This window comes from Tangfeifania diversioriginum (assembly GCF_900141875.1).
In the GTDB taxonomy this organism is placed as follows: domain Bacteria; phylum Bacteroidota; class Bacteroidia; order Bacteroidales; family Prolixibacteraceae; genus Tangfeifania; species Tangfeifania diversioriginum.
Genome location: NZ_FQZE01000012.1, coordinates 66,426 through 83,226, shown reverse-complemented (window position 1 = coordinate 83,226; position 16,801 = coordinate 66,426). Strand labels below are relative to the sequence as shown.

General features: G+C 41.9%; 15 protein-coding genes. 4 read left to right on the top strand and 11 right to left on the bottom strand.

Going from position 1 to position 16,801, the window contains the following annotated elements; all coding sequences use genetic code 11:
* Positions 1 to 8 precede the first annotated feature (8 nt).
* The 3 genes from BUC07_RS09445 to BUC07_RS09435 are packed head-to-tail and all read right to left on the bottom strand — an operon-like array spanning position 9 to position 6,342.
* A complete protein-coding gene (locus BUC07_RS09445; protein WP_175552507.1) occupies positions 9 to 1,184 on the bottom strand; it encodes a DUF5000 domain-containing lipoprotein in 1,176 nt (391 codons plus the stop codon).
* A 33-nt stretch (positions 1,185 to 1,217) separates the two neighbouring features.
* Positions 1,218 to 3,113, bottom strand: coding sequence for a RagB/SusD family nutrient uptake outer membrane protein (locus BUC07_RS09440; protein ID WP_073168842.1), 1,896 nt, complete (start codon positions 3,111 to 3,113; stop codon positions 1,218 to 1,220).
* A gap of 13 nt (positions 3,114 to 3,126) precedes the next feature.
* On the bottom strand, positions 3,127 to 6,342 hold the full coding sequence (locus tag BUC07_RS09435; RefSeq protein ID WP_083578188.1) for a SusC/RagA family TonB-linked outer membrane protein: 3,216 nt from the start codon (positions 6,340 to 6,342) through the stop codon (positions 3,127 to 3,129).
* Positions 6,343 to 6,618: 276 nt separating this feature from the next.
* On the opposite strand from BUC07_RS09435, the gene BUC07_RS09430 reads away from it, so the two are divergent.
* Positions 6,619 to 7,533, top strand: coding sequence for an AraC family transcriptional regulator (locus tag BUC07_RS09430; protein WP_083578187.1), 915 nt, complete (start codon positions 6,619 to 6,621; stop codon positions 7,531 to 7,533).
* Between the two features lie 155 nt (positions 7,534 to 7,688).
* Here the strand turns inward: BUC07_RS09430 and BUC07_RS09420 are convergent, their stop codons facing one another.
* From BUC07_RS09420 to dapB, 3 genes are all read right to left on the bottom strand, one after another.
* Complete coding sequence (locus BUC07_RS09420; RefSeq protein WP_073168697.1) at positions 7,689 to 8,039, bottom strand: lipopolysaccharide assembly protein LapA domain-containing protein; 351 nt, start codon at positions 8,037 to 8,039, stop codon at positions 7,689 to 7,691.
* Positions 8,040 to 8,118: 79 nt separating this feature from the next.
* On the bottom strand, positions 8,119 to 9,462 hold the full coding sequence (gene lepB, locus BUC07_RS09415) for a signal peptidase I (protein WP_073168696.1): 1,344 nt from the start codon (positions 9,460 to 9,462) through the stop codon (positions 8,119 to 8,121).
* A gap of 10 nt (positions 9,463 to 9,472) precedes the next feature.
* The gene (gene dapB / locus BUC07_RS09410; protein ID WP_073168694.1) at positions 9,473 to 10,189 is read right to left on the bottom strand and encodes a 4-hydroxy-tetrahydrodipicolinate reductase; all 717 of its coding nucleotides are present in this window, start codon (positions 10,187 to 10,189) and stop codon (positions 9,473 to 9,475) included.
* 499 nt (positions 10,190 to 10,688) lie between these two features.
* On the opposite strand from dapB, the gene BUC07_RS09405 reads away from it, so the two are divergent.
* The 3 genes from BUC07_RS09405 to BUC07_RS21300 all read left to right on the top strand — a co-directional run bounded on the left by BUC07_RS09405 (position 10,689) and on the right by BUC07_RS21300 (position 12,238).
* Positions 10,689 to 11,144 (top strand): hypothetical protein, encoded by a 456-nt coding sequence (locus tag BUC07_RS09405; RefSeq protein WP_073168692.1) that lies wholly within the window; start codon positions 10,689 to 10,691, stop codon positions 11,142 to 11,144.
* Between the two features lie 77 nt (positions 11,145 to 11,221).
* Entirely contained in the window at positions 11,222 to 11,554 is a 333-nt protein-coding gene (locus tag BUC07_RS09400) for a PadR family transcriptional regulator (RefSeq protein WP_073168690.1), read from the top strand.
* A 42-nt stretch (positions 11,555 to 11,596) separates the two neighbouring features.
* Positions 11,597 to 12,238, top strand: a complete 642-nt coding sequence (locus BUC07_RS21300; RefSeq protein ID WP_073168688.1) for a PspC domain-containing protein — start codon at positions 11,597 to 11,599, stop codon at positions 12,236 to 12,238.
* Positions 12,239 to 12,299: 61 nt separating this feature from the next.
* Here BUC07_RS21300 and BUC07_RS09390 read toward each other — a convergent pair whose 3' ends face one another.
* The 5 genes from BUC07_RS09390 to BUC07_RS09370 all read right to left on the bottom strand — a co-directional run bounded on the left by BUC07_RS09390 (position 12,300) and on the right by BUC07_RS09370 (position 16,657).
* Entirely contained in the window at positions 12,300 to 12,965 is a 666-nt protein-coding gene (locus BUC07_RS09390) for a BON domain-containing protein (protein ID WP_073168687.1), read from the bottom strand.
* A gap of 41 nt (positions 12,966 to 13,006) precedes the next feature.
* Positions 13,007 to 13,714, bottom strand: a complete 708-nt coding sequence (locus BUC07_RS09385; protein ID WP_073168685.1) for an SDR family NAD(P)-dependent oxidoreductase — start codon at positions 13,712 to 13,714, stop codon at positions 13,007 to 13,009.
* 69 nt (positions 13,715 to 13,783) lie between these two features.
* Positions 13,784 to 14,305 carry an HdeD family acid-resistance protein gene (locus BUC07_RS09380; RefSeq protein WP_073168683.1) on the bottom strand — a complete coding sequence of 174 codons (522 nt, stop codon included), beginning with the start codon at positions 14,303 to 14,305 and terminating at the stop codon, positions 13,784 to 13,786.
* 119 nt (positions 14,306 to 14,424) lie between these two features.
* Positions 14,425 to 15,204 carry a trehalose-phosphatase gene (gene otsB, locus BUC07_RS09375; RefSeq protein WP_073168682.1) on the bottom strand — a complete coding sequence of 260 codons (780 nt, stop codon included), beginning with the start codon at positions 15,202 to 15,204 and terminating at the stop codon, positions 14,425 to 14,427.
* Positions 15,205 to 15,370: 166 nt separating this feature from the next.
* Positions 15,371 to 16,657 (bottom strand): outer membrane protein assembly factor BamB family protein, encoded by a 1,287-nt coding sequence (locus BUC07_RS09370; protein ID WP_073168680.1) that lies wholly within the window; start codon positions 16,655 to 16,657, stop codon positions 15,371 to 15,373.
* Positions 16,658 to 16,801: the final 144 nt, after the last annotated feature.

Below are 16,801 nucleotides of genomic sequence, written 5' to 3'. Positions count from 1 at the left end.
AATTATAATTATTCGCTAATTACCTGTCCGTACAAAGTAATTTCTGCAATATGAATAAAACCAGTTAAACCCCAGGTTTCATTCACCACAATGCGAATGTATCTTACCGGCGGATCTTCAAGTGTAAATGCATATTCATCGCCGCTTTCAAAATGTTCCTGGTCTTCTTCCGCTGTACCGCCTTCTTCCGAAGGACGCGAGGCAACATAGTCGCGGATTTTGGTCCAGCCTTCCCAGCTGCCGTCTGCAGGCGGTCCTTCTGCCGTCCCCCATATTTCGAGGATTCGTGGATTCCCATGTCCGTAAGCATAACCCCCATCTTGGCGTTGAAATAAAATGAACCGGCTTAACTTGGCAGTTATTCCCAAATCAAGGGTGAAATATTGCGGCCAGCCTGTACCTGCATAGGTGTGGCTTATTGTATTTAAGTTATCGTCGTACATCCATTCATAACGCATTCCCCAGGCATCCATATCAGCGTCCCCAGGCAAAACAATCCTGTTGAATTTCTCTTTGTCGAGTTTTTCTTCAAACATCGGAGTCATATTCATTCTTACAGAATCGGAGAAATTGTCCCAACGGTCGCGAATAACAATTCCGAAGTTTCTTTCTTCCGGCTCATAGCCACGAAGTGTATATTGCCCACTTGCTATACTGGAGTAAACAACATCAACCGGAAAGATTGCCCCGGTTGAATCGGAGGCCAGTATCAGGAATGACAACGGTGCATTGTTCGGGTTTTTCCAGGTGTATTGTACCCCGCCAAATGCGGGTACCATTTCAATAGTTTGCTGAACGGAATGCACATCAGGTGTTAAAGGTTGAATTGTTATATTAACGGGATCGGAAACATTTTCACTCCGGTCAACAGTATAGAGCGTTACTGTGTGTTCGTTTGTATCTCCGTAGCCTTCCACTTTTACCGCATTACTATAGATTGAACTTCGGGTTTCATATTGTTCGCCGTCGCTCAGCGTGTATTCAGCTTTCACATAAAGCAGATCGGTTTCGTCAGGCAAATTGTAGGTAATTGTTGCCCCTCCGGGTTCATTTTCCACAACCGGTGATAATATAGGTTGAGGTGCTTGCGAGTCGGAAGTCAGTGGCTCTTTCTCGATTTCTTCGCAGGCATTAAAGAGCAATGCCGATGCGATGAGTATATTAATTATTGATAATTTCTTCATTTTTAACGAATTTAAAATTTTCATCATTCATTATTACCATCCCAGGTTTTGAACCAAGTTAGGGTTTTTAATCCTTTCTTCTTCTCTGATGGGCCAGAAGTAATCTTTGAATTCGAAGCGCGGTGTAAATATTGTGGTTACGTTGTAGAATTCCAGTCCGCGTCCGCCTATATTCCAGCCCTGAATAGGACGGTTCATATATTGCTCTGCTAATTTCCAGCGACGCAGGTCCCAGAAACGCTGTCCTTCAAAGGCGAGCTCAATCATGCGTTCCTGACGGATAATTTCGCGCATGCCTTCTTTTGTAGTTGATTTTGAAGGCTGGCTGGAGTACTGCGACCAGCTTTCAACTACACCATTCAGACCAGCACGTTCACGAACTCTGTCGATGTATTCATAAACTTCATCATCCGGTGTCGATTTCACTTCGTTTAATGCTTCGGCATAAAGCAGGTAAACATCAGCCAGCCTGATGATTGGGAAAGGAAATTCATAATCAGCCGCATAAGAGTTGCCTGTAAAAGCATTTAACGGGCTGATGAGTTTTTTAGCCCAGTAACCCGTAATCGAGAATTCACCTTGTTGACGTTTGGTAGCCAATTCGCCGGCACGACATCTTACAGTATAGTATTCCGGGTCGAGAACATAAGTGCCACGGTCGAACGCGATAGATGCATAAAAGCGTGGTTCGCGGTCGAAGTGCAGAATAGCTGTTTGTTCACCCGAGCGTACATAGTCGTTTTCTTCAGTCAGTGCAGTTCTCAGTTTGTACCGGTTTTCGTAATCGAAATTCAGATCTTCATTTATCGGCACTCCGTTTTCAGAATAAAACAATTCGGCCATACGCAAAGTAGCACCATAAAGCTGGGTTACCGGGTTAGCCGTTGTAACCTGAATAAGTAACGGCTGCATCATTCGCTGATAGTTCCACGAAAAGGTAAAGTTTGTTGCTCCCCAGATAACTTCCGGACTACCTTTGCTGGTTACTATCGAGCGCAATGTAAGTTCTTTCATAATTGCGTCGGAATGTTCGTACCGGCTGTTATACTGCTCATAAAGTTTTAATCCAGCCATTTCGCATGTTTCAATTGCTTCCAGTGCAGCATCGGCAACTTTTTGCCATTTGCTCACATCATAATCGGGATTAAAAAGCTGACCCCCACGATTGTCGGTCAGGCTCGAAAAATCGGAATTGCCGTTGAACAGCGGGCTGGCAGCTGTAGCCAAAATACGTGCTTTCATAGAAGCCGCAACCGGTTTTGTAATTCTTCCCATTTCGGTGGTTTCCGAGGTTACCTGAATGGGCAAGTCGGGAAGTGCCTCGTCAATCAGGCTCACAATGTAATCAACCACATCGTCCACCGGATCGCGGTAAACTTTGACATCTTCCGTGTCAACATAAATGGGCAGGTTTTCCCTGATGATTGGAATGGGACCATACATTTTAAGCAACCAAAAATGGTAGTAAGCTTTCAAAAATTTAACCTCTGCAATCCACCGACTTCTTTCCAAAGTTGATATGTCGCGAACTTTTTCAATTTCTTCCAAAAAAATGTTGCAGTCACGTATTGCAATGAACATGTTAATATTTCTTCCATGTTGCCTTAAGCCATCCCAAAAGTTTAGATGAGGTGTATTGGTGTTTTGATATCCTTTTGCTATAAACATTGTTTCAATATTGCCGCCATCCACTTCCTCATTCAACCAAGCTTCGTCACCCGAAAGTAACCCTGGGTTAAGCCATGGATTACCAAATTCAGGTAAGTATGAGTAACATGTTGCTAAAAATTTCTCGGCATTGTACCTGTCGGCAAAAGCGTTATCAATGGTTGCGACGTTATCCGGAACTACGTCCAGGTAGTCGCAGGCTGTACCAGGGATTAACAGTAATACGATGGTAACAATTTTTATAAAATCTTTTTTCTTCATGGTAACTTTCTTATTAGAATGAAACTTGTAACCCTGCATTTAAAACTTTCTGGATAGGATATCCCAGGCCATTGCCTCCCATTTCCGGATCCCAGAGTTTGAATCGACTGAAGGTGAGTAGGTTCGTGCCGCTAATGTAAATTCTGAAATTTTCAATTCCATACTTTTGGAACAAGCTCCTCGGTAAAGAATATCCCATTTCGGCCGATTTAAGCCTTAAAAATGAACCGTCTTGCATAAACCAGGTATTTCGTTGCAGGTTATTGTCTTCGAATGAATCGGAAAGACGTGGCCACAATGCATAAATATCACGGTTGCCTTCTGACCAGTGGCTGTCGGCATAAGCCTGCAGCAATGCGTTGTTTTTCTCGTAATCGGCATATGGGTCACCATTCCAGCTGTAGTTCACAAAAGGCGAGGTAGCGTAAGCATCTATCCAGAAAGACGAACGAGCCGACCCCTGGAAAAAGAAGGAGACATCAAAATTTTTGTACCCGGTAGATGCACCAAAACCGTAAATAATTTCAGGCGTGGTAGGATGACCGATTGGCACCCTGTCGAGCGACGTAATTTTGTCGTCGCCGTTTACATCGCGGTATTTAATATCGCCGCCCATGGCAATACTTCCAAGTTCCTGCAACGGTGAATTGGCTACTTCGGCGTCGTCAACAAACAGGCGTTCGGCAATGTATCCCCACTGTTGGGTAATGGGCTGTCCCACACGCGAAAGCCAGGGAGTAGCACTGTAATCAGGTTCTTCGTATTTTTCGAAAATACCCCGTGCGTAGGTGAAGTTACCCCGCGCAGTAATCCATAAGTCGTTGCTAAAGTTGTGCATAATATCTACCGACATGTCAATACCCTTGCTCGAAGCTTCGCCAACGTTGGCCTTTGTATTTGCCTGAAGCCCGAATGTTGAGAATGAAAGACGGTCCATAAGAATATTGGTCCTGTATTCTTTAAATATATCAACATCGAACTCAATTTTATCGAACAGGGTAAATTCAGCCCCAATATTTGTTTTAGTAGCTGTTTCCCATGTAATTTTATCGTTGGCATACCTCGAAATGGAAACCCCGTTGCGTGAGTAACCACCGTCGGCCCCCCAGGCATAGCCTCTTCCTCCATCGTTCAGGTTTACATTCGATAAGTAGAAGAACCTGTCATTCTGCGAACCGATGGCATCGTTACCTACCAAACCGTGGGTTGCCTTTAATTTGAATTCGGTAATTACGTTTGATAATGGTTGCCAGAAATTTTCTTTTGAAATTAACCAGCCAAAACCGGCAGAGGGGAAGAACCCGAACCGTTCGTTTTCAGAAAAACGCTCGGTACCGTTGTACCCAAAGTTGAATTCAAGGAAATATTTGGTGTCGTATGCATACGTGAAACGACCGGAAATACCGAGGTTACGGAAGGGAAGTGACCGCTGCAGGTCGCCGGCATTTCCGTAGAGCGATTGTCTCATAATACCAACGAGCAGACCGGTAACAGTATGTTTTTCAGCAATAGTACGATCGTAGTCGAGGGCACTTTCAGCATAAAACGTTGATGAAACGATTTTCTGTCCTTCCTGGTAATCTAAGTATTCCCGTCCTTCTTCTGAGTTCAGCAACTGAAGTTCGTATTCATCCGTGCGGTTATTATAATCTGTTACATTATAAAAGAACGGGTTATAATTACGTGTTACATCGAAATAAGCATTTCGTGTGGTGTTACCCAATAACCTGAACCGCAGGCCTTCTGTAATGAACTTCAAATCCTGTTTTAATTCAATTTGTGCAAGCATCAGCGACTGGCTGTATTCTTTATAACCTTTCACCATTTCAGCATACGGGTTAATGTAATTCCCGTTTCCGTAATTACCGAACAGAATATGATTGGTATGCTGGTATTTTTCGCCGGGCGGATAATAAGCCGGGAACAGGACAGGATTGGAACGGACAATTGCCTTGTAGGTTTCGGTACCTCCCTGTATTGGCCCGCGGTAATCGTCGAATGTTCCGTGAACGCGAACAACCGCCTCTGTGGTTTTAGTCAGGTCGATGTTGATGTTGGAACGGATTAAATATCTTTTTAAATCGATATTGGAGTTGAAGTCGTTGCGTTGGTCAACATCCAGCACACCATTGTCTTTTGTAACACCACCTGACAGGTAATAACGTGCTACTTCCCCTCCACCGCTGATGTTGAAATTCAGGCGTTGGTTCATGGTGTAATCTTTCAGCAATTCAGATTGCCAGTCGGTAGTTGGATACACATACGGATTGGTTCCGTTTATTGTGTTTTCAACTTTGCTTAAAGAGTAAGGGAGCAGTCCAAGCGGATCGCGGGTTTTAACCGCTTCGTTATGGAGCTGCATGTATGTTATGGGATCAGCAAGGTCAATGTTTTGTGTGGGTTGCGATATAGAGTTTTCAAACCGGATGTTCACCTTTGCCTTTCCTTCGCGCCCCTCTTTGGTTGTAACCAAAATAACACCGTTGGCACCACGCGCACCGTATAAAGCCGTAGCGGTGGCATCCTTCATAATCGAGAATGCCGCAATATCATCGGGATGTAGACGGCTTAAGTCATCGGTAGAAAGTTCAATCCCGTCAATTAAAATAAGCGGATCCTTTTTGTACCCGAAAGTAGTAACGCCACGAATAAAGAACTCGGCATTATCTTGTCCGGGTTCGCCACTCCGCTGGTACGAAATAATTCCTGACATTCGTCCTGCCAGGGCTGTGGTCAGGTTACTGGCCGGTACCCTGAGGTCTTCAGGCTTAACCGTTTCAATGGAAGCCAAAACGCTCTCTTTTTTCTGCCGTGCAAATGCAACAACGGTTACATCATCCAGCTCTTCGGTTTTTGGCTCCATGGTAACATCAATAATGGTTTTGTTCTCCACATCAATTAACTGGCTTTCCATCCCGATAAACGAGAAAACAAGTTTATCGGACGGTGCCGCATTGATAGAGTAAGTACCATCATTATCAGTAATTACACCTCGTGAGGTACCCAAAACCGTAATGGTTGCACCTGGCAGGGGCAACCCTTCAGTATCCAAAACTTTTCCGGAAATCTCTGTTTGCTGCCCTGCTTCGGAAATGGATTCCGAAATCCCAGGGTATGCAAAAAGATTAGTGGAAAAAAACAGCATCACAATTAAACCCGCGCAAAACACTGCAACAAAATTTAACTGTTTTGCTTGTTTTAGAAAACAAAACAGACTGATTTTTTTCATAGTAACTACATTTGATTTTGTCTTATATAAAAGATAGTTTTCATTATAGTGCAATGATATTCTAATCCTATTCATTTAACAATAGAAAATTATGGGAAAAAATGGATAATTCTATTTTATATAGAAAATGTTAAAAATGAACATGGAACCTATTGCCAAAATTTTGCTGGATTTAATATATATTTGAAGTCCAATAAAGAAATTTAGCAAATCTGGAAATCCTATTTTTGCAATGAGTTTTAAATCAGTAATCTGTAAACAAATAATAAAGACAGAATGATGAAAGTTAAAAAAATTAACACAGAGCCTGTAACCGGAAAAATGGACAGTTTTTTTGGAGACAGAAGTATTGTAATGCCAACCAAAATATTAAATAAAATAAAGTCAAATCCCTTAACAAAAGCCCTTTACATAACCGACATTGGGTTTTATCCTTATGCGCTTCACCATTACCGGACAAGAAAATCGGGTATTCATGAAAATATTCTTATCTATTGTATAAGCGGCAGCGGGACCATTCAGGTTCATGGACAATCTTATTTAATAAAACCCAATTCCTATTTTGTCATTCCGGCTCACCGGTCACATTCTTACTGGGCTTTTGAAAATGATCCCTGGTCAATTTACTGGATCCATTTCGGTGGAGCGAAAAGTCATCGTTTCGAAAAGTTTTTCGGTGTCCCGATGATGCTAAAAACTGTAACAACCTCCCGGGTGGATGACCGAATCAACCTCTTTAACGAAATACTGACCTCTCTGGAACTGGGCTTTTCACAAGAGAACATTGAATTTGCCAATTTATCGTTAAGCTGTTTGCTTGCCTCTTTTTTTTATGTGGAAACGTACCGCGCTTCGAAAGGTTATCATAGTAAAAATCCGGTCGAACAGGCTATCTTTTTTATGCAGGAAAACCTGAACAAGTGCATCAAAATTCAGGATATTGCCAACAAGGTTCAGCTGTCGGAATCTCATCTTTCCAAAATTTTCAGGAACAGAACAGGATCATCGCCTTTTGATTATTTTATCAACCTGAAAATGCAGGAAGCCATTCGCTTGCTGACCAATAAATCGATGAGAATAAAAGAGGTGGCATTTGCGTTGGGTTACGAAGATCCCTTTTATTTTTCGAGGTTGTTCAAAAAACATATTGGAAAAAGTCCGGGGGCGTTTGTTAAAACCACAAAAAAATAGCGCTGCAATTAAACTAGCACAAAACACTGCAACAGAGTTTAACTGTTTTAAAACGGGCTTTCTTTTAAAAAATATCATGAGGATTTATATTGTCAAACTTTTTTCCAATCAGGAGGTTGGAAAATTTATTGTAAGTAGGGAGATGTGTTGGATTTTTATTCTTTAAAAAAAGAAGTGTCTTCCTCTTCTTCATTTACATCGAGTTCTATCCCTTCGGGGCCGGTTTTTTCAGTTTCGATTGATTTTTCTTCTTGCAGTTCCTTTTTCAATTTTTCGGTTGTTTTGTTCTGCTTTTTATTCTCTTTTTTAAGCTTCCATATTCTTGGATAAAAATAGAGAGCTGAGATGATATACCCCAGCAGAACACTTGAAAGTAGCACTAGAACCAACGGTGCATTGGGGATTTCCCAGAAAAAAGCGGTTATGGTAATCTCGAACGAATTTTGAAGCGTAAAAATGACCAGTAAAATGGCCAGGATAAGGATGATGATTATAACTGCGCTCATTTCAATAATTTTTTAGCAATATAAAAAAAGGATAGCAGAAATTTGCTATCCTCTTAAAAATAAGTTATGTCCAATTTATTTAATGAATTGTGCGAAACATTCTGCGCAGGCGAATTTTTTGCAGCAGTGAACGGTCTTTGTCGAGCGAAAGCCAGATAAAGCTTGCTTTCCCCACCACATGGTCTTCGGGAACAAAACCCCAGTAGCGCGAGTCGGCCGAGTTGTGCCGGTTGTCGCCCATCATCCAGTAGTAATCCATGTCAAAAGTATAGCTGGTTGTTTCTTCACCATTAATATAGATGGACCCGTTTGTTACTTCCAGGTCGTTGTTCTCGTACGCATCGATAATGCGTTCGTAAAGCGGAAGATTGTCGGGTGTTAGCTGAACGGTTTCGCCTTTTGACGGAATGGTAAGCGGCCCGAAATTATCCACATTCCAGGGGAAATTTTCGTCGCCGGGAAAAACGGCAGGTTCCCAATCGCCCGGTTCTTCCACAATTTTTTCCACTGAAGTCACATTGGCAAAATTTTTTAGTTTTTCCACATTCTCATCGGTAAGCGGGAAAACATAGCGCTCGCTTGAAAAAACAGTCCGGTCGTCTTCGGCAATATGGAGGCGATCCAGAGCTCTCGGGTTGATTGATGTCCCGTTTGTACGCACGATGTAGTTGTGTTGAACCCCGTCAAAATGTTTTTGTGGTTTTCCGTTAACGGTAACCTGGCCGCGTACCATCTGAATTTCATCTCCCGGGATACCAATGCAGCGTTTAATGTAGTTTTCGCGTTTATCAACCGGGCGGGCCACAACTTCGCCAAAACTGCGTGTGTCGTTCCAAACCCGATCTCGTCCGTAGGTGCGAATTAACTGGTAATAACTCTGATTTTGAACATTAAGCGCCACCGTGTCGCCTTCGGGGAAATGGAAAACGACCACATCATTGTTTTTTACATCGCCAAAACCTGCCAGCCGTTTGTAGGGTTGTTTAATCCACTCCACATACGATTTTTTGGTACGTGTAAGCGGAAGTGTGTTGTGAACAAACGGAAACGACAGCGGGGTGTTCGGCGTTTTGGGGCCGTACGCTACTTTGCTCACAAACAGGTAATCGCCCACGAGCAACGATTTTTCCATTGAAGAAGTTGGAATGGTGTAGGCTTCAATAAAAAACATGCGGATAAAAGTAGCGGCAATTACGGCAAAAATGATGGCATCAACCCATTCAACAACTTTTGTTTGCTTTCCTCCCGGCGGGTTTTTTTTCTTCCAGAAAGCCCAGTGGACTTTTTCGGTGATGTAAATATCGAAAATAACGCCGAGGCCCAGTAACCACCAGAAACTTCCGAGCCAGATTACCCAAAGGGTGTACAGTGTACCAACACTAATAAATTTGAACCATTTGTTGGTAAGAATTTCTTTAATCATTAAAATATTTTTAAAGTTTTAACATGTCTTTCATGGAAAGTATTCCTTTGTTTTCATTGCTGAATTCGGCTGCCAGGACTGCCCCAAGAGCAAAGCCTTTGCGGCTTTTGGCGCTGTGGGTAATTTCTATGTAGTCCACATCCGAATCGTATTTAATGGTGTGGATGCCGGGTACTTCGCCCTCTCTTTCTGATTTGATAGGGAACTCGTTATCTGATTCTGCTTTTTCTTTCGACCATTGTTTTATTTCGGGCAAAATTTCAATCATGTCTTCGGCAAGGCTGATGGCAGTTCCGCTGGGTGCATCCAGTTTGTGGGTGTGATGCACTTCGGTCATTTCGGGTTTGTATTCCTGGCGGGAAGCCATCAGTCGGGCAAGTTGCCTGTTCAGTTCGAAAAACAGGTTTACGCCTACCGAAAAATTGCTGCCATAAAAAAATGTGCCGTCGGTTTCGCGGCATTTTTCATAAACCTCGTTTTTGCGATCGAGCCAGCCGGTGGTTCCGCTAACTACCGGAATTCCAGCTTCAAAACACTTGAAATAGTTTTCCACTGCCGAATCGGGAATCGTAAATTCAATGGCACCATCACATTTGCGTAGGTTCTCAACTGTCAGATCGTTTTGGTTGTCGATATCAATAATGAGCTCAATCTCATGTCCGCGCGAACGGGCAATTTTTTCGATCTCTTTCCCCATTTTTCCGTATCCTATCAGTGCTAATTTCATACTATCTGAATTTTGACATTTAAATAATCTGACAAAGATAAAATATTACACTAATGTAGCCAGCCTGGTCTGAAACTTAAAATAATTTCGACCAACAAGGCAGTGGGAGAGGTGAAAGCAAAAAGGAGGAGCTTTCTGAAAAGTTGATAGGGAATTCACTCCAATGTCCAAATTTCAAAACCCAATATTCAAATCTCAGATAGATTTCAATTATCCAAACAGATTAAATTCCAATTCTTGTTGAAATTTTTTTCAATAATAATAGTCTGTTAGACAGCGTTTTAATGAAAAGTGATAAAATTTTTTCAAAAAAATCACTACTTTGTATTGCATGGTTCTATTTTTTGTCATTATATTTGTATAGCAAATAACAAGGCAAAAAACAGTAATAGTTTAAAAAAAGTTCTATATAGAGTGTAACGAATTAAAAATCGCAGCGTCTTAATAGCGAAACAGAAAAAACAGAAACAAAAAAAATTAAAAAACAGGAGGATGAGTCATGAAAACAAAAATTGAATCACAGGAAAGCAAAAAAGTTCAGCACGTAACTTTAACAATGGCATTAATTTTTGCTAGCTTAATTATTATAAGTGTAGCAGTAAATGCCCAGGAAAGTATGAAATCTTATTATGCATCGAACGCAGAAGGTTACACCGCACTTTCAGCAAACGAGCCACGGCTGGCATCGGCTACTGAAGCAAGTTTTAAGGCTTCTGACTCGTTTGCTGCTCTTTTGGAAATTGAAAGTGAAAATTCGCTGGAAGTTGAAGAGTGGATGGTTAATGAAAGCAATTTCGGAACCTTTATTTCACTGGAAGCAGAAACCGATGAACCTTTGGAACTGGAAGAGTGGATGACTGACGAGGCCAGGTTTTACACTACGTTTGAAATAGCTGAAGAAGCTGAGGATGAACTGAAAGTTGAAAACTGGATGCTGAACGGCAGTCTGTTTTAAAAGGATGGAACTGCTTATATGCACAGCGGTAGATATTAGGGAAAAAGCCAGGAAAAACAATTAAAAATTCAAATCAAATGAAAATAGAAAATGCAAAAGCACAGATGAGGAAGGGAGTACTGGAATACTGTATCCTCCTGGTCCTTAACGGAGAGCCGCTTTATGCCAGCAGCATAATAAAAGGGTTGAAAGATGCCAAAATGATTGTAGTTGAAGGCACGCTTTACCCGTTGCTCACCCGTTTGAAAAACGATGGTTTGCTGGCCTACCGCTGGGAAGAATCGACACAGGGACCACCCCGCAAATATTACGAACTTACTGAAAAAGGCCGAAATTTTTTGACCGAGCTGGAAGGATCGTGGACGGAATTATCGGATGCAGTGAATAAAGTAAAACAGATGAGAGCCTGAAATTTTAAAAACAATTTTTAACTTGTAAAAAAATAACCTGAGATGAAAAAGACATTCACAATTAATTTAAGCGGCAGGGTATTTCATATTGAAGAAGATGCCTACACCGTTTTGCAAAAATACCTGGTCAACCTCCAGAATTATTTTGGCAAAGAAGAAGAAGGAAAAGAGATTACATCGGATATTGAGGCCCGGATTGCCGAAATTTTCAGTCAGAAAACGGAGGATGGAAAAAATGCGGTGACCCTGGAGGGTGTAAACGAAGTGATTGAAACAATGGGAACACCCGAATTTTTTGAAGAAGAAATTGGAGATGAAGAGCCGCTGGTCGGACAAAAGAAACCTAAAAGAAGGCTTTATCGGCATCCTGACCAAAAAGTTTTGGGCGGCGTTTGCGGCGGAATTGCCGTGTATTTTAACATGGATGTTGTGCTTGTTCGCATCATTTTTGTATTGCTGGCTTTTGTAACTACCGGAGCGGCTGTGCTGGCTTATTTAATACTTTGGATTGCAGTGCCCAAAGCCGTTACCACCGCACAACGCCTCGAAATGATGGGAGAGGAAGTAACCGTGAAAAACATCGAAAAATTTATTAAAGAAGAAGTGGATTCAGTAAAAGAAAGCTACAACAAGTTCACCAAAACTGAAACTTTCAAAACTAAAGAAGAAAGTACTGCTTCATAAATGGTGCAGGTTTATTTCCAGAGCAAAACCCGGCAACAGAAACCAGAAGCAAAAACTGCGATTACCCGATTGTAATTTCATTTACTACATCAACCACTCCGGCGGTGTTGATTGCCTGGTCGAGAATTTCGTCTCTGATTGACTCCGTGGTTACCGAGCCGCTCACATAAATTACACCATTTTCAACTTCAACAAACAGTGAATCTTCTACTATCAACGGATTCCGCTCAAGTGCCCTTTTCAGGTCTTTTTCAATAGCAGCATCTGAACGGACTGATGACGGCTTGACTTTAATGTTATTCACCACATCCACAACTCCTTTGGTGGCATGAATCATTTTTTCGGCTTTGGTTTTTTCCCACGAACGCGAAACAGTTCCCGATAATGAAACAACGCCTTTGTCGGTTTCCACTCTGATGTTTACCGGATTAATATCGCTGTTCCACTTCAGCATATTCTGGATATTTTCGGTCATTTCAAAATCGTTGGGAATATCCTGCTTCGCTTCAAATTTCACGGTAAGCTGATTGTCAATTTCGAAGTTCCCGGCCACCGACATGGCTTCGCGTGCCGCATCAATTTTTGAGCTGTAGCTGGGCACGCTTCCGGTTAATATCACTTTTTTGTCTTTAATTTCTACCTGAACTTTGTTGGCATCAATGGCATCGTTCCATGCGAGCTGTTCAACAATGTTTTTCTTAATTACTTCATTCGATTGTGGTTTCATACACTCTGTTTTTGTTGTTTTTTTTGAAAAATCGGCCGGAATTACATGTTTCTGACATCGAGAAAAGAACCGCTTTCGTATGCCAGTGTCTTTTCAATTCCCCGGGCTACGATTTTTGCCGCTTTGTCGGGAGGTGGCATTTTTTTAGTCCCTTTGGATGATTGCAGCTTTTTCAGCACCGGGAATTTTTCCAGTTCTTCCAGGCTGTAAATGTAATCCTGCATGTTGGTATCGATAAGCCCCGGTGCCAGTGCGCAAAAGTGTGTTTTTGTAAATTCTTTTGCATAAAGGTCGATGAGCATGTTGAGCGTGGCTTTCGACAGCGAATAGGCATTCCAACCGCGTGATCCGCTAACCGAAGCTCCCGATGAAATGGCAACAATCTGGTCAACTTCTTTTCCCTGGTTGAAAAGTGCTTCAATCAGTATTTTATTGGCCCACACATTCACATCCATTGTTTTTTTGATTTCTTCGAGTGGGGTGTCTTTCAGATCTTTTATTTCGTTTAAAATTCCGGCATTTAAAATTACCAGGTCAAGTTTAACAATACCTTTCAGAAAAGAGTACAGGTTGGTCTCCACTTCCCTGAACATGGTTAAATCCTGGGGCAGAAGATTAAAGTTGGGATTGCTTTTTAAGCTACTGTTTACTTTTCGGCTAATCCCGTAAACCTTGTGGCCTTGCTCCAGGTAGTAACCTGCCAATCCAAAACCAAGGCCCGAACTTGTTCCTGTAATCAGTATGTTCATTTTAAATTCTGTTTTGTTGAGTTCGAAATTATGAAATTCATTATGAAATCAAATTCTCATTATTCATAGTTAACGAAAAATTCTGGCTGAATTGATAATGGAATAGAGCCCGTAAGCCAGGGCGTAAAATCCAATTAAAATGGTAACAATGCGCGTGCTTTCAAACGGATTGAGCACAATTAAGATTCCGCTTAAAAGTGACAAAATGCTCAAAATTAAAACAAAAATATTTGAAAACGGGGGCAGCATTTTTTTTAGATAGATTGTTAAAAAATAGAGGCCGGTTATTAGGGCCCAAATTCCAATAATGGTAATAAAAACAGTAGCTACCAGCTTGGGGCGTGCTAAAATTACAATGGCAATAATAATTCCCACAAGGCCTTCAATTAGTATCAGGTACCAATTGTTGTTTGCGTTTTTCCCCCGTATGGCGCCCACTGTTAATGAAATGCCGCCTATTAAAATTGAAATGGCAAAATAAATGCCCAGTGCCGCAATTGTTATCCCGGGAAAAAATAAAGTAACCAGCCCGAAAATGATAGCCAGGATACCATTTAAACTGATTAAATAATGTCTTAACTGCTTTTTCATTTTTTTGTTTCAATTTAAGAAGAAATATTTGAACGTTACTATTATAACTTAAAATTATGAGACTGATTAAAGCTGCCGCACTTTTTATCCTGCCTTCTTCCGGTTGAAAGAACCCTGCGTTAATTCATTGTTTTTGCCAGTGTTTGCAGAAATTCTTTCACCTGGCTAACATCTTTCAGCTTGTACTTTGCTGCTGTTGGTTTTCCGTGCTCACCAACCAAAATGCCAATTCCGAAATCTTTAATGGCTTCAAAACCGTCTTCATCGGTAATGTCGTCGCCAATGTAAATCGGAATAAATTTGTTTTTGTCGGCAGCTCCCAGTTTGTCCATAATCCAGCGCAATGCTTTTCCTTTATGCCAGTCCACATCCGGTTTTACTTCAATAATTTTTTTGCCTTCGCCGGTTTTAAATTCCGGAAATTTTTCAACAATTTCTTTCACTTTTCCGATTATGGCCGGCACATTTTTTTCTTTCGCATTGCGGTAGTGCACACCAATGGCGTAGCGTTTTCTGTCAATCTGAATTCCACTGTCAATAGCCGGAAACACTTCCTGCATGAGCTTTTCAATTTTATCGAGTTGCGGAAGTATCTCACTGGTTTTTTCATGTTCGTTGTACAATCCATCCGGTCCGGAAATCCGAAAGCCGTGGCTTCCGGCATAGATGAGGTTGCCGAGATTAACTTTACTTTTCAGGTCGTCCATATCGCGGCCGCTTACTACAGCAACTTTAAATTTTTTGGCGCATTCCCGCAAAACGGTTTTCATCTCGTCAGAAATGATGGCATCTTCAGGGCGTTTCACAATAGGCGTGAGTGTGCCGTCGTAATCCAGAAACAGCACCGGCTCTTTTTGTCCGAGCAGTTTTTTTATTTCTTTTTCCTGTAAAATCATCATAAGTTATTTTTTTGCTGAAGTACAGGAAAAGAGTGTGCCAAATGCACGAATTTATGTTGTCGGTTGAAAACCAGGCAAAATTATGGCCTGCAAATATTTAATGTGTGGCGCTGCTACGCAAAAGTGGGGAGCAAATCAACATGTTTAAGTGGTTTAATTGTTGCTTTCAATTTCCACCAACATCAACACACACCATTTTTTCCATGTCGCGAGCTATAAGTTTGCCGCTGCTGAAGGCCATTGGCGACCATGCTTGAGATTTGCCCGAGTCGAAAAACGAAACTTTGCCCAGCTCATCGTATCTATCTGGCGACGGATTTATGAAGTGAATGTCGCCGTTTTTCCCGTTTTGTGCAATTAAAATGTCATTCACCCGAATCAACGAACCCATTTCAAAATTGGGCGTGTCACCCTGTTCCCAAACAAGCTTGCCATCCATTGTCATGCAATACAGCTGATTAGGGCGGCCGTTATTGTTCAGGTAGATGTGGTTATCAACTACTATTCCGGGGTGCATTTTACAGCCTGCTTCTTCGGTGAAAAAGAGTTCATTCACGCTAAAATTATTGCCCTCTTTTTTGATTTCCAGCATTATTGAAACCGGCTGGTAATTGTCGTTGTAGGAGCAGTCGGTTAAGAACAATCTTGTATCATCAACAACCGTGGCAGGCGAAATTGTGTTAAATGATTTCAGGCCGTTGTAACTCCATAACTCCTCGCCGGTTTGGGCATCGAACGAAACCACTTCGTGTGAAAAAGTTGAATCTTTGCGGTCGTATGGACTAATCATTACCACCTGGTCAACTCCTCCGAAGCTGGCCAAAACAGGCGAGACATGGAAATTGTGTCCGGTGAGCGGACGGCTTTGCCAGGCGATTTCACCGGTTAGTTTATCAAAAGCTACCACACCCGCTTTTGGCGACTGCGGGGCAACAATTACCCAGTCGTTATAAATTAACGGCGATTGCGAAACGCCCCAGTTGGGCAGTTTTCCATCAAATTTTTCAAGAATATTGAGCGACCACACGGGTTGCTGTGTTTTCTTATCGAAACAGTGAAAATGGCCATGTGGGCCAACACTCCAAATATAGTTCTCGTCAACGGTTGGAACGGCCCTCGATCCAGGGTAGGGGAGTTCACCTTTGGCCTGGTAAGAATAATTCCATTTCTCATCGCCGGTATTTAAATCGATGCAGCGGAGAATATCCTTTTCGCCTTTCTCGCGGTCGAGGACAAAAACCTCGTCGCCGAAAATACTGGCTCCGCCATAGCCCGGCCCCAGCGGGAACGACCATAACTCTTTCGGGCCATCTTCCGGCCATGACTCAAAAATTTGTTCACCTTCAATTGTTGCATTCCGGTTGGGCCCGGTATATTGGTGCCAGTTGTTTTGTTGCTTCGAGCAACTTGCTGAAAGAAGTACAATAACGGTAAGTAATAGCAGGTTCTTCATTTTTTATAGTTGAGATTGTTTTTCCCAAAAATAGAAATTTAATTCAACCCCCAATGACTTGTTGATATATGTTAATGCTGGTTTGTAGCTCCCTCATTTAGAGTCATAAAAAAAGAAGCCATCCGGCTAAGGACAGCTTCTTCA